The organism is Streptomyces sp. NBC_01520 (genome assembly GCF_045040375.1).
Classification (GTDB): Bacteria; Actinomycetota; Actinomycetes; order Streptomycetales; family Streptomycetaceae; genus Streptomyces.
Map to the genome: position 1 here is coordinate 5987903 of NZ_CP109404.1, position 13763 is coordinate 6001665.

Below are 13763 nucleotides of genomic sequence, written 5' to 3' on the forward strand. Positions count from 1 at the left end.
CACGGTGCGTCCCGCCGATGCGCACACCGGGGCCGGAACCGGCGCCGCGGCCCCACCCGACGCGAGCGGCGTCGAGGACACCCTGGAGCTGCGGCTCACCGAAGAGCTGCTGGCCCTGCTCGCCGACAGCCCGTCGGCGAGCGCCCCCCGGCCCGACGCTCCCGATCTGCTCGGCGGTCCGGGCACCTGGCGCCCCGTCACCACGTCCGCCGGGGTGTTCCAACTGGTCGAGGTGGAGCTCGAACGCGACCTCGGGGTGATCAGCCGCTGGATGAACGACCCTGCCGTCGCCGCCTTCTGGGAGCTCGCCGGGCCGGAACCGGTCACCGCCGGGCACCTGCGCCGGCAGCTCCAAGGCGACGGCCGCAGCGTCCCCTGCCTCGGTGTGCTCGGCGGCAGGCCCATGAGCTACTGGGAGATCTACCGCGCGGATCTCGACCCGCTGGCCCGCCACTACCCGTCCCGCCCCCATGACATCGGTGTCCACCTCCTCATCGGAGGTGTGGGCAACCGGGGCCGGGGCATCGGCACCGTACTGCTCAGGGCCGTCTCCGACCTCGTACTGGACAACCGTCCGCCCTGTGCCCGTGTCGTCGCCGAGCCGGACCTGCGCAACACCCCTTCCGTCTCGGCCTTCCTGAGTGCCGGCTTCCGCTTCGCCGCCGAGGTCGAACTGCCTGACAAGCGGGCCGCCCTCATGGTCCGCGACCGTGCGCACCGTGCCCAGCTGTGAACAACTCGCCGCGCAGAATCCCCTGCTCGAACCCCATCGGTCCCACCCGGAGGAGTCCCCGTGCCGACATACCCTGCGAGCCACACACCGGCGGAGCCGCACCTTCCGCTCGACATACCGGAGCTGAACCCGGCGGTCTGGGACCGGGCGGCGGTGCGGCTGCTCGCGAAGATGCTCGGTGAGTTCGCCTACGAGGAAGTCGTCGTCCCCGTGCCGCAGGCGGACGACGACGCGAGCACCGACGGCTACGCGCTGCCGCTCGACGACGGCGCCATCCTGCGATTCCGTGCCCGGCGAGGCGTGTACGGCAGTTGGCGCATCGACCCGGAGTCGATCCGGGAGACCCCTGCGGGGACGGCCGGGGGAGGAGCCGGGGGGACGGCCCGGGACGGGGCGCCGTGGACCGGCCAGGACGGCACGCGGGAGACTGCCCCGGGGGACCGGACGCCGGGGACGGCCCAGGCAGGGAGCCCGGGGACCGCACCGAACGGGAGCCCGGGGACGGCACAGAACGGGAGCCCGGGGACGGCCCAGGTCGGAAGCGGTCAGGGCACACCGTTCCGGGATCCGCTGAGGTTCCTCGCCCGCGCCCGCCACCTCCTCGGCCTCGACGGAGCCACGCTCGGTCACCTCGTCCGCGAGCTCACCACCACACTCACGGCCGACGCCCGGCTCGACCACACCGCGCTCCCGGCGGCGCAGCTCGCGGACCTCCCGTACGCGGAGCTCGAAGGGCACCAGACCGGCCACCCCTGGCTCGTCGCGAACAAGGGGCGCCTCGGCTTCTCCGCCGCCGACGCCGCCCGCTTCACCCCTGAAGCGCGCACAGCCACCAGACTGCCCTGGATCGCCGTCGGCAAGCACATAGCCGACTACCGGGGCGTGGCCCGGCTCGCCGCTCCCGAGCACCTCTACGCCCAGGAGCTCGACCCGCCCGTCCGGGCCTCGTTCGCCGCCGCCCTGCGTACCCGGGGCCTCGACCCCGAGGGCTATCTGCTCCTTCCGGTGCACCCCTGGCAGTGGGACGAATGGATCGTCCCCCTCTTCGCCCCGGCGATCGCCGACGGCGCCATCGTGCCCCTGCACACGGACGACGACCTCCGGCTCCCGCAGCAGTCCATCCGTACGTTCACCAACATCGGCCGCCCGGACCGGCACACGGTCAAACTGCCGTTGTCGATCCTCAACACCCTCGTCTGGCGCGGTCTCCCGACCGCCCGCACGCTCGCCGCCCCGGCGGTCACCGCCTGGGTCCAGGCGCTGCGCGACAACGACCCCTTCCTGCGGGACACCTGCGGGGTCATCCTGCTCGGCGAGGTCGCCTCGGTGGCGGTCGAGCACCCGCTCTACGACCACCTCCCCGAGACGCCCTACCAGTTCAAGGAGATCCTCGGCGCGATCTGGCGGGAGCCCCTGCAGCCCCGGCTCGCGCCGGGGGAGCGGGCCCGTACGCTGGCCTCGCTGCTGCACACGGATCCCGAGGGCCGCGCCTTCACCGCCGAGCTGGTCGCCCGCTCGGGACTGAGCCCGGCCGTCTGGCTGACCCGCCTGTTCGCGGCGGTCCTGCCCCCGCTCCTGCACTTCCTGTACCGCTACGGCACCGTCTTCTCCCCGCACGGCGAGAACGCCATCGTCGTCTTCGACGAGAACGACGTGCCGGTACGCCTCGCGATCAAGGACTTCGTCGACGACGTGAACGTCAGCGCCAGGCCGCTGCCCGAGCACGCCGGGATGCCGGCGGACGTCCGCGCCATCCTGCTGACGGAAGAGCCCTCGTTCCTGACCCAGTTCATCCACTCGGGACTCCTGGTGGGCGTGTTCCGCTATCTGTCCCCGCTCTGCGAGGAACAGCTCGACGTACCGGAGGGTGAATTCTGGTCACTCGTCCGTGCCGAGATCCTGCGCCACCACGCACGCTTCCCCGAGCTCAAGGAGCGGTTCGAGATCTTCGACATGCTGACGCCCACGATCAAGCGGCTCTGCCTCAACCGCAACCGGCTGCATCTGGACGGTTACCGTGACCGGCCGGAGCGCCCGCACGCCGCGGTCCACGGCACGGTCCCCAATCCGCTGCACCTCTCCGCGTGAGTCCGGGAGTGATCGCTGTTGTCAGTGGTGCGCCGTAGGGTGGTCGGGCTATGACGAAGCCATCTCTCCCCGAGCTCCTCCACGCCGCCGTGACCGCCGTCGGCGGCACGGAACGCCCCGGCCAGGCCTCCATGGCCGAGGCCGTCGCCGCGGCTGTCGACGACAACGCCCACCTGCTCGTCCAAGCCGGTACCGGCACGGGCAAGTCCCTCGGCTACCTGGTGCCCGCGCTGGCCCACGGGGAGCGCGTCGTGGTGGCCACGGCGACCCTCGCCCTCCAGCGCCAGCTGGTCGAGCGGGACCTGCCGCGTACGGTCGAGGCGTTGCACCCGCTGCTGCGTCGCCGCCCCCAGTTCGCGATGCTCAAGGGCCGGTCGAACTACCTCTGCCTGCACCGGCTCCATGAAGGGGTCCCGCAGGACGAGGAGGAGGGGCTCTTCGACCAGTTCGAGGCGGCGGCCCCGTCGAGCAAGCTGGGCCAGGACCTGCTGCGCATGCGGGACTGGGCGGACGAGACGGAGACAGGCGACCGGGACGACCTCACCCCCGGTGTGTCGGACCGGGCGTGGGCGCAGATCTCGGTCTCCTCGCGCGAGTGCCTGGGTGCGACGAAGTGCGCGTACGGGGCGGAGTGCTTCGCCGAGATGGCCCGCGAGCGGGCCAAGCTCGCCGATGTCGTCGTCACCAACCACGCGCTGCTCGCCATCGACGCGATCGAAGGCGCCCCGGTGCTCCCGCAGCACGAGGTGCTGATCGTCGACGAGGCCCATGAGCTGGTCTCCCGGGTCACCGGTGTGGCCACCGGCGAGCTCACCCCCGGCCAGGTGAACCGTGCGGTGCGCCGCGCGGCGAAGCTGGTGAACGAGAAGGCGGCCGATGCCCTGCAGACCGCCTCCGAGGGGTTCGAGCGGGTCATGGAGCTGGCCCTTCCGGGACGCCTGGAGGAGGTTCCGGAGGACCTCGGGTACGCGCTGATGGCGCTGCGTGACGCCGCCCGTACGGTGATCTCCGCGCTCGGCGCCACCCGGGACAAGTCCGTCCAGGACGAGGACGCCGTCCGGAAGCAGGCCATGGCGTCGGTCGAGTCCATCCACAGTGTCGCGGAGCGCATCACGCAGGGCTCCGAGTACGACGTCGTCTGGTACGAGCGCCACGACCGCTTCGGAGCGTCCGTGCGCGTCGCTCCGCTCTCCGTGTCGGGGCTGCTGCGGGAGAAGCTCTTTACCGACCGCTCGGTGGTCCTCACCTCGGCGACCCTGAAGCTGGGCGGGGACTTCAACGGGGTGGGTGCCTCGCTGGGCCTCGCACCCGAAGGCACGGCGGGCGACGACATCCCGCAGTGGAAGGGCCTGGACGTCGGCTCCCCGTTCGACTATCCGAAGCAGGGCATCCTGTACGTCGCCCGGCACCTGGCCACGCCGGGCCGGGAGGGATCCCGCACCGACATGATGGACGAGCTCGCGGATCTGGTGGACGCGGCAGGGGGGCGCACCCTGGGGCTGTTCTCCTCCATGCGGGCGGCCCAGGCCGCCGCCGAGGAGCTGCGCGGCCGGCAGGACAGGACCATCCTGCTGCAGGGCGAGGAGACGCTCGGGGAACTGATCAAGAACTTCGCCGCGGATCCCGGGACCTGCCTGTTCGGGACGCTCTCGCTGTGGCAGGGCGTCGACGTCCCCGGGCCGAGCTGCCAGCTCGTGGTCATGGACCGGATTCCCTTCCCACGGCCGGACGACCCGCTGATGAGCGCGCGCCAGAAGGCGGTCGAGGAGGGCGGTGGAAACGGCTTCATGGCGGTCGCGGCGACCCATGCCGCCCTGCTCATGGCCCAGGGCGCCGGCCGGCTCGTGCGGGCCACGGGGGACAAGGGCGTCGTCGCCGTACTCGACCCCCGGCTGGCCAACGCCCGGTACGGGAGCTATCTGCGGGCCTCGCTGCCGGACTTCTGGTACACCACCGACCGGAACCAGGCGCGGCGCTCGCTCGCGGCCATCGACGCGGCCGCCCAGGCCGCCGTCGAGTAGTCCGGCCGAGCGGCCGCGAGGGGCGGTCGGGCCCTGTACGCAGGCACGTATGCCCGGCACGCGTGCGGACTGTCCTGCCGAGCTGCTCCGCGTGCGGGGACACAGCAGGGCCCCGGGATCGGCGCAGTGATCCCGGGGCCCGGTCGGGACCGGCGGATGTCAGACCCGCCGCAGCACCGCCACGACCTTGCCCAGGATCGTCGCCTCGTCGCCGGGAATCGGCTGGTACGCGGAGTTGTGCGGGAGCAGCCAGACATGGCCGTCCTCGCGCTTGAACCGCTTCACCGTGGCTTCGCCGTCCAGCATGGCGGCCACGATGTCCCCGTTCTCCGCGACGGGCTGGCGCCGGACCGTGACCCAGTCACCGTCCATGATCGCCGCTTCGATCATCGAGTCGCCGACGACCTTCAGGACGAACAGCTCGCCGTCACCGACCAGCTGGCGGGGCAGCGGGAAGACGTCCTCGACGGACTCCTCGGCGAGGATCGGCCCACCCGCGGCGATCCTGCCGACCAGCGGTACGTACGAAGCGGCCGGCTTCCCCGTGGTGTCGGTGGGCTGCGTGCTGGGCTGGTCCGAACCGCGGACCTCGTACGCGCGAGGGCGGTGCGGGTCGCGGCGCAGGAAACCCTTGCGCTCCAGAGCCATCAGCTGGTGGGCGACGGACGAGGTGCTGGACAGCCCCACGGCCTGACCGATCTCCCGCATCGACGGGGGATATCCCCGGCGCTGCACGGAATCCCGGATGACCTCGATCACGCGCCGCTGCCGGTCCGTGAGCCCCGAACTGTCCGCCCGGATTCCCGGGGGGCGGCCGGGCAAGGAGCGCGCAGGCCTCGCGGGCTCTGGGCCCTCCGTGTTCGTGCCGGAGTCATTCATGGCAGGCACCGGCTCAAGTCGGCTCTGGGAGCGGTGGTCCTGGGCAGTGATGGTGGCACTGTCTGCGGTGGTGGTCACGTCGGCCCCTCTCGAATGGTCTCCCTAGTTAGGCAACGGTAGTAGCTTTCGAAAGGTTGCGCCAAACACACGTTCGAGTGAAAAACAAATAAAGGACTGTTGCGGGTTGGCCGTGAGGTGTATGAGCAGGTGCTCGCCGACCGGATCGGCACCGGGATCCGGCGGTGGATACCGTGGCGGATCCCGGGGTTCACGCTAGCGCCCGCGCGCCCGTCACCGGTGCGCGGGGGTGCGGGCGCAGGCGGGCCGGCGTATGCCCGCGAGGAGTGTCGCCGCGGCGTTCCGGAGCTCCCGCGCCAGTCTGCCACCCGGGAGCCCGTGAACCGGGCGGCCACGCGTTTCCCGTACCCTCGTGCCGGGTCGTACGCTGCCTCCGGGCCGCCCGGGAAGCGCGACACGCGCTAGGGCGGGAGTGGAGTAAAACCCTAGATCTAGTGGTTGGATTGCCTCGGCCACCCAGAAGTAGTGGTCCCTGGTCTCTCGGGACCAAGTACATCGCCTATGCTGGTGACTGCCGCGAAGGGTCCGTTCCGGACCTGAGCAGGCTATTCGGTCGTGCCGTGAAGGAGGGTTGGGAAACCATGCACTGCCCCTTCTGCAGGCACCCCGACAGCAGGGTCGTCGACAGTCGCACCACGGACGACGGGACGTCGATCCGGCGCCGTCGTCAGTGCCCCGACTGCTCCCGTCGCTTCACGACGGTGGAGACCTGCTCACTGATGGTGGTCAAGCGCAGCGGTGTGACCGAGCCCTTCAGCAGGACCAAGGTCATCTCGGGTGTCCGCAAGGCCTGCCAGGGGCGCCCCGTCACGGAGGACGCACTCGCGAAGCTCGGCCAGCGGGTCGAGGAGGCGGTGCGGGCCACCGGCAGCGCGGAGCTGACCACGCACGACGTCGGTCTGGCCATACTCGGCCCTCTGCAGGAGCTCGACCTCGTCGCGTACCTGCGCTTCGCATCCGTGTACCGGGCGTTCAACTCGCTCGAAGACTTCGAGGCCGCCATCGCGGAACTCCGCGAGCAACGGCCTCCCGCAGGGAACGGCGGAAGCGGCGAGACCCTTGAGGTCCCCGCCCCCGCCGCTGTCGCCGCTGACTGATCACCCGGCTGACCGGCGGGGGCAGTGAGGCCGGAAGCGGGCGGCAACAAGACCTGTTCCGTGGCGCCGTACGCGGCGTCCGGAGCATTCAGACACAGACTGTGCCCTGGGAAGTTCTGGGCACTTCAGGGCGTTTTTGCCCATGTATGGGAGGCGGCATGACAGAGACGGCGAGCGGCCCGGCACGAGGTTCCCGCACCAAGGGGACCAAGTCGACTGCGACCAAGCAGGGCCTGCGCATCGAGCGCATCCACACCTCTCCCGGCGTGCATCCGTACGACGAGGTCGTGTGGGAGCGCCGTGACGTCGTCATGACCAACTGGCGCGACGGCTCGATCAACTTCGAGCAGCGTGGCGTCGAGTTCCCCGACTTCTGGTCGGTGAACGCGGTCAACATCGTCACCAGCAAGTACTTCCGGGGCGCTGTCGGTACGCCGCAGCGCGAGACCGGTCTGCGACAGCTGATCGACCGGATCGTGAAGACGTACCGGAAGGCTGGTGAGGACTACGACTACTTCGCCTCTCCCGCCGACGCCGAGATCTTCGAGCACGAGCTGGCGTACGCCCTCCTGCACCAGATCTTCAGCTTCAACTCGCCGGTCTGGTTCAACGTCGGCACGCCCCAGCCGCAGCAGGTCTCGGCCTGCTTCATCCTGGCCGTCGACGACTCCATGGAGTCGATCCTCGACTGGTACAAGGAAGAGGGAATGATCTTCAAGGGCGGCTCGGGCGCCGGCTTGAACCTCTCCCGTATCCGCTCCTCCAAGGAGCTGCTCTCCTCCGGTGGCAACGCCTCCGGCCCGGTCTCCTTCATGCGGGGCGCCGACGCGTCCGCCGGAACGATCAAGTCCGGTGGCGCGACCCGCCGCGCGGCCAAGATGGTCATCCTCGACGTCGACCACCCCGACATCGAGAACTTCATCGAGACCAAGGTGAAGGAGGAGGAGAAGATCCGCGCCCTGCGCGACGCGGGCTTCGACATGGACCTGGGCGGCGACGACATCACGTCCGTCCAGTACCAGAACGCCAACAACTCGGTCCGCGTGAACGACGAGTTCATGAAGGCCGTCGAGTCCGGCGGGAAGTTCGGGCTGCGCGCCCGTATGACCGGTGACGTCATCGAAGAGGTCGAGGCCAAGTCCCTCTTCCGCAAGATGGCCGAGGCGGCCTGGGCCTGCGCCGACCCGGGCATCCAGTACGACGACACGATCAACCAGTGGCACACCTGCCCGGAGTCCGGCCGGATCAACGGCTCGAACCCCTGCAGCGAGTACATGCACCTGGACAACACCTCGTGCAACCTCGCCTCGCTGAACCTGATGAAGTTCCTCAAGGACGACGGCGAGGGGCACCAGTCCTTCGAGGTCGAGCGCTTCGCCAAGGTCGTCGAGCTGGTCATCACCGCGATGGACATCTCGATCTGCTTCGCGGACTTCCCGACCCAGAAGATCGGCGAGAACACCCGCGCCTACCGTCAGCTGGGCATCGGTTACGCCAACCTGGGCGCCCTCCTGATGGCGACCGGTCACGCGTACGACAGCGACGGCGGCCGTGCGCTCGCCGGCGCCATCACGTCGCTGATGACGGGCACCTCCTACCGGCGCTCCGCCGAGCTGGCCGCCGTCGTCGGCCCGTACGACGGCTACGCCCGCAACGCCGAGCCGCACCAGCGCGTCATGAAGCAGCATTCCGACGCCAACGGCAGGGCCGTCCACGTGGACGACCTGGACTCGCCGATCTGGGCCGCCGCCACGGAGGCCTGGCAGGACGTGATCCGCCTCGGCGCGAAGAACGGCTTCCGCAACGCGCAGGCCTCGGTCATCGCCCCCACCGGCACCATCGGTCTCGCGATGTCCTGCGACACCACCGGCCTGGAGCCCGACCTCGCCCTGGTCAAGTTCAAGAAGCTGGTCGGCGGCGGCTCGATGCAGATCGTCAACGGCACGGTGCCGCAGGCGCTGCGCCGCCTCGGCTACCAGCCGGAGCAGATCGAGGCGGTCGTCGCCCACATCGCCGAGAACGGCAACGTGATCGACGCTCCCGGTCTGAAGACCGAGCACTACGAGGTCTTCGACTGCGCCATGGGCGAGCGTTCCATCTCCGCGATGGGCCACGTCCGCATGATGGCGGCCATCCAGCCGTGGATCTCGGGCGCCCTCTCCAAGACGGTCAACCTGCCGGAGACGGCGACCGTCGAGGACGTCGAGGAGGTCTACTTCGAGGCCTGGAAGATGGGCGTCAAGGCGCTCGCGATCTACCGCGACAACTGCAAGGTCGGCCAGCCCCTCTCCGCCAAGACCAAGGAGAAGGAGAAGGTGGCGGTCACCGCCAAGGCCGAGAACACCATTCGTACGGCCGTCGAGAAGGTCGTCGAGTACCGTCCGGTCCGCAAGCGTCTGCCCAAGGGCCGTCCGGGGATCACCACCTCCTTCACGGTGGGTGGCGCCGAAGGCTACATGACCGCCAATTCCTACCCGGACGACGGTCTCGGTGAGGTCTTCCTGAAGATGTCCAAGCAGGGCTCGACCCTCGCGGGCATGATGGACGCCTTCTCGATCGCGGTCTCGGTCGGTCTGCAGTACGGCGTGCCGCTGGAGACGTACGTCTCCAAGTTCACCAACATGCGCTTCGAGCCGGCCGGTATGACGGACGACCCGGACGTGCGGATGGCGCAGTCGATCGTCGACTACATCTTCCGCCGCCTGGCGCTCGACTTCCTGCCGTTCGAGACCCGTTCGGCACTCGGCATCCACTCCGCCGAGGAGCGTCAGCGTCACCTGGACACCGGTTCGTACGAGCCCTCCTTCGGGGACGACGAGCTCGATGTCGAGAGCCTGGCCCAGTCGGCTCCCGTGCACGTGGAGCCGCTGAGGGCGGTCGCTCCGTCCAAGGAGAGCGCGGCCGAGACGCCCGCTCCCAGGACCGCGCACACCTCGGCCGAGCTGGTCGAGATGCAGCTCGGCATCAGCGCGGACGCCCCGCTCTGCTTCTCCTGCGGTACGAAGATGCAGCGCGCCGGATCCTGCTACATCTGCGAGGGCTGCGGCTCGACCAGCGGTTGCAGCTGATAGCTGACATCGGACCGAAGTGAGGGGGGCACCGGCCACGGCCGGTGCCCCCCTTGGCATGTCACGCCGCCGGCGGGCCCGACGAGGGCCGCCGGTCGTGGGTGGCGGCGGGGCCCCGGACTCCGGTTCCGTCGTGGGGCACGGGCCGGGGCCCGCCGTCGAGGTCGACGCAGCGCATCACCGCGGGTACGCGGGCGGGTCGGCCTGTTCCGCCTTGTTCCGCCTGTTCCAGGGGTCCCGGGGGTGCACGATCGTGGGCATGTCCCGCCAGATCCCTGCGAACTCGGCCGCCGGGCCGCTGTTCGACGGGTCCGCGTTCGCGGCGGGCCGGAATCCGGCCGTCAGTTCGTGGGAGACCTGCCCGCCCGGGCTGGCGCTCAGCGCCGCCGACAGGTCGTTGGAGTGCGGGTGCCGCTCGTCGTCGACCGGACTCCGGTCCTCGCCGGGACTGGCGGCGCGTGGACCCCGTCGGGTATCAGCCGGCGCGGTTTCCCATCACCGTGGCGAACGCGTCGGGATCGCCGTCGAACCCGCGAACGGCGGAGTGGAACCCCCAGGATCCCGTCTCGTCCCGGGTGAATTCGGCAACGACGGCGGCCGTGGCGGCCTGGACGCCGGAGAAGTCGTCCTCCGCGAGGTTGGTGTAACCCTCACGGATCTGTACCGCTGTCTGCTCTATGTGACCGAAGGTCTTCCGGCCGTCACGCTGCTGGATGGCGACGCCGACGACGACCCTGGCGTACGTGTCCGAGAGCCGGTCCAGCTCGATGGTCATGACCTCGTCGAAGCCGAAGCCCTGACCGGTCCTGCTGTCCCGGTTCAGGGTGATCGTGCCGTCGGGTGACCTGCTGTCGAAGTGCACGAGATACGCAGGGCTGCCGTACGGTGCGCTCGCCTCGTAGGTGGCCGCGATGATGTCGAGGTCGTTGGCCGGTTCACCGGTCGGGCTGGGGTCCCACTTGACCCTCACTTCGACCTTCTCGATGTCCTTGTTGGGAGTGCTCATCGGACTTCCCTTCCTGCTGCTGGGCCGACGGAGCTCTTGCACCACAGATCATGTCCGTAACTGTCGGCGGATCCAACCGCGTTGGGAACGGAAGGCGGAATCGGGCCATCGCGTGGCCCGATGTGGGCCGTCGCCGACGCCCTCGTGCTGTCGGACCGTCAGGTGCGTGACCCGTGCCACTCGGGGCGCCGTACGATGGCGCAGTGCTGGTCAAGTGGATTCGTTGCACCGTGGTGGACCGTCGCGGATTCGAGCGGGGGCAGCGAAAGTGGGCGGGGCTGCTCGACGAGCCCGGATTCAGGGGGCAGGGCGGCGGGTGGAGCCGAGGGCGGCCCGAGGTCGCCCATGTGTTCGCCTTCTGGGAGAACCGCGTCTTCTACGACTCGTTCATGGCACGTGAGCACGACCGGCTGGCCGCCGGGCAGTCCGGCACGCACAAGGACATGCAGGTCAAGCTCTTCGAGTACCGGTTCGATGTGAAGACCGGCTTCGAGCCGCACTTCACCGACGCGGACGTGGTCAGGGTGGCGCACAGCCAGGTGTACGAGGACCGCGTCGACCACTTCGCCCTCATGCAGCAGAGGGTGTGGAACCCGGCGATGGCCGGTTCTCCCGGCATGCTGCGCGGAGTGTTCGGCGAGGCGCCGGGGCACGAGTTCCTGGTGCTGTCGATGTGGCAGTCGAGCGCCGAGCGGGGCAAGTACCGGCCCGAAGGCCTTGCCCGGCTCTCGGCGCGGGCGGAGACCGAGAGGGACGTCGCGGCGCTGGCGGGGGACGTGGTGCAGCTGGAACCGTCCTGGACGGTCTGACCGGCGGTGTTCCGGTCGTCTCCCGCTGTCTTCCCCGTACGGCGGTGGTTTCCTCGGGGGGCACACGCCGTTCCCTTGGTCACATACGCCGGATGGAGCTCGCACGACTGCTCGATCGCGCCGGACAGCATCTAGGGTCGACGCATGGCACGACCGCACCGCATAGTTCTCGTCCGGCACGGCGAGTCCGAGGGCAACGCCGACGACACGGTCTACGAACGGGAACCCGACCACGCGCTGAGACTCACCGCGGCCGGACTGCGTCAGGCGCGGGAGACGGGTGCCGGTCTGCGCGAACAGTTCGGGTCCGAGCGGGTCAGTGTCTACGTCTCGCCCTACCGCCGCACGCACGAGACGTTCAGATCGTTCGGCCTCGACCTGGAGCACGTACGGGTCAGGGAGGAACCCCGGCTGCGCGAGCAGGACTGGGGAAACTGGCAGGACCGTGACGACGTCCGGCTGCAGAAGGCCTACCGGGACGCGTACGGACACTTCTTCTACCGCTTCGCGCAGGGAGAGTCCGGTGCGGACGTGTACGACCGCGTCGGTGCGTTCCTCGAGAGCCTCCACCGCAGCTTCGAGGACCCCGATCACCCTGAGAACGTCCTGCTGGTCACCCATGGACTGACCATGAGGCTCTTCTGCATGCGCTGGTTCCACTGGTCGGTGGCGGAGTTCGAATCGCTGTCCAATCCTGGGAACGGTGAGACCAGGACGCTGCTGCTCGGTGCGAACGGCCGCTATACGCTCGACCGGCCCTTCGAACAGTGGCGCACCCCTGAGCCGTACGGGATCACCGGATAGAGTGGCAGGGCGATGACCGTTGACTCCGCTTTCGACCGACGCTTCGAACGTGCCATGGCCAGCCTGCGTGGACTGTCCGTGGGAGACGCCCTCGGCTCCCAGTTCTTCGTCCCGGCCAACTACCCACTGCTCAAGAACCGGGCTCTGCCGCCCGGCCACTGGCAGTGGACCGACGACACGGAAATGGCCTGCTCCGTGGTCGCCGTCCTGGCCGCCCACGGGCGCATCGACCAGGACGCACTCGCCCGCTCCTTCGCCACGCACCACGACTTCGACCGGGGCTACGGGCCCGCGGTGAACCGCATGCTCCGGCTGGTCAGGGAGGGCGGCGACTGGCGCGAGCTGTCGTCCGCGCTGTTCCAGGGACAGGGTTCCTGGGGCAACGGTTCGGCCATGCGTATCGCTCCACTGGGTGCCTGGTACGCGGGCGACCCGGAGCAGGCCACACATCAGGCCGAGATCTCGTCGTACACCACGCATCAGCACCGTGAGGCCGTCGTCGGCGCCATGGCCGTGGCGGCCGCCGCCTCGCTCGCGGCCGCACCGGACGGGCCGCCGACGCCGGAGGCGCTGCTCGACGGTGTCGTCGCGCTCGTGCCACGCAGCGCGGTCGGGGCCGGGCTGCGCAGGGCGCGCGACATGCTGGACTACCGGGACGCGGGGACGGTCGCCGCGGTGCTCGGCAACGGCCGGCGCACGAGTGCGCACGACACCGTGCCGTTCGCCCTCTGGTCGGCCGCGCGAAGCCTCGGCGACTTCGAACAGGCGTTCTGGGTGACGGCTCAGGCGGGCGGCGACGTGGACACCACGTGCGCCATCGTCGGCGGAGTCGTCGCCGCGGGTCCGGCCGGTGCTCCGCCGGACGACTGGCTGGCCCGGACGGAGGAGCCACCGGACTGGCTCCCGCGGTCGCTCGGCTGACCCTCCGCCGGACGGGCTTCATGGCGTGCTGCCGGGCACCGTGCGGCTCCGGGCCCGGCGTCGCACGTTTCGCCGATGGGCGACGGTTTCCGCCCGTCATGCAGCGTTCACTGTCACGGTCCTGCCACAGCGTGCCCGCGAGGCGGTCGACGCACCCGCGCGGGGCTACTCTTTCGGCCACACAGCCCTCATTGATCTTGAAGGGCGTGCGCCTAAAGAGACTCCGGGGACACCGCGCCGCGATGTGGCCGCGCGAGGG

Annotated in this window: 10 protein-coding genes; 8 read left to right on the top strand and 2 right to left on the bottom strand. The window is 69.9% G+C overall.

The genetic code is table 11. The features are described 5' to 3' along the window. Positions 1-4 precede the first annotated feature (4 nt). The 3 genes from OG524_RS27290 to OG524_RS27300 are packed head-to-tail and all read left to right on the top strand — an operon-like array spanning position 5 to position 4842. On the top strand, positions 5-733 hold the full coding sequence (locus OG524_RS27290) for a GNAT family N-acetyltransferase (RefSeq protein ID WP_405388224.1): 729 nt from the start codon (positions 5-7) through the stop codon (positions 731-733). Positions 734-793: 60 nt separating this feature from the next. After that, on the top strand, positions 794-2821 hold the full coding sequence (locus OG524_RS27295; protein WP_405811826.1) for an IucA/IucC family protein: 2028 nt from the start codon (positions 794-796) through the stop codon (positions 2819-2821). A 50-nt stretch (positions 2822-2871) separates the two neighbouring features. Then, positions 2872-4842 carry an ATP-dependent DNA helicase gene (locus OG524_RS27300; protein WP_405388223.1) on the top strand — a complete coding sequence of 657 codons (1971 nt, stop codon included), beginning with the start codon at positions 2872-2874 and terminating at the stop codon, positions 4840-4842. Between the two features lie 159 nt (positions 4843-5001). Here the strand turns inward: OG524_RS27300 and lexA are convergent, their stop codons facing one another. Continuing rightward, positions 5002-5799, bottom strand: a complete 798-nt coding sequence (lexA, locus tag OG524_RS27305) for a transcriptional repressor LexA (protein WP_405388222.1) — start codon at positions 5797-5799, stop codon at positions 5002-5004. Positions 5800-6380: 581 nt separating this feature from the next. On the opposite strand from lexA, the gene nrdR reads away from it, so the two are divergent. Continuing rightward, the gene (gene nrdR, locus OG524_RS27310; protein WP_405388221.1) at positions 6381-6896 is read left to right on the top strand and encodes a transcriptional regulator NrdR; all 516 of its coding nucleotides are present in this window, start codon (positions 6381-6383) and stop codon (positions 6894-6896) included. Between the two features lie 158 nt (positions 6897-7054). Further along, positions 7055-9964: a vitamin B12-dependent ribonucleotide reductase gene (locus OG524_RS27315; protein ID WP_405811827.1), complete on the top strand. Its 2910-nt coding sequence runs from the start codon at positions 7055-7057 to the stop codon at positions 9962-9964. Between the two features lie 475 nt (positions 9965-10439). Here the strand turns inward: OG524_RS27315 and OG524_RS27320 are convergent, their stop codons facing one another. After that, the gene (locus OG524_RS27320) at positions 10440-10970 is read right to left on the bottom strand and encodes a TerD family protein (protein ID WP_405388219.1); all 531 of its coding nucleotides are present in this window, start codon (positions 10968-10970) and stop codon (positions 10440-10442) included. 203 nt (positions 10971-11173) lie between these two features. On the opposite strand from OG524_RS27320, the gene OG524_RS27325 reads away from it, so the two are divergent. The 3 genes from OG524_RS27325 to OG524_RS27335 all read left to right on the top strand — a co-directional run bounded on the left by OG524_RS27325 (position 11174) and on the right by OG524_RS27335 (position 13504). Then, a complete protein-coding gene (locus tag OG524_RS27325) occupies positions 11174-11779 on the top strand; it encodes a YdbC family protein (protein ID WP_405811828.1) in 606 nt (201 codons plus the stop codon). Between the two features lie 144 nt (positions 11780-11923). Beyond that, positions 11924-12583 (top strand): histidine phosphatase family protein, encoded by a 660-nt coding sequence (locus tag OG524_RS27330; RefSeq protein WP_405388217.1) that lies wholly within the window; start codon positions 11924-11926, stop codon positions 12581-12583. A gap of 12 nt (positions 12584-12595) precedes the next feature. Further along, positions 12596-13504: an ADP-ribosylglycohydrolase family protein gene (locus OG524_RS27335; RefSeq protein ID WP_405388216.1), complete on the top strand. Its 909-nt coding sequence runs from the start codon at positions 12596-12598 to the stop codon at positions 13502-13504. The last annotated feature ends 259 nt before the right edge of the window (positions 13505-13763 follow it).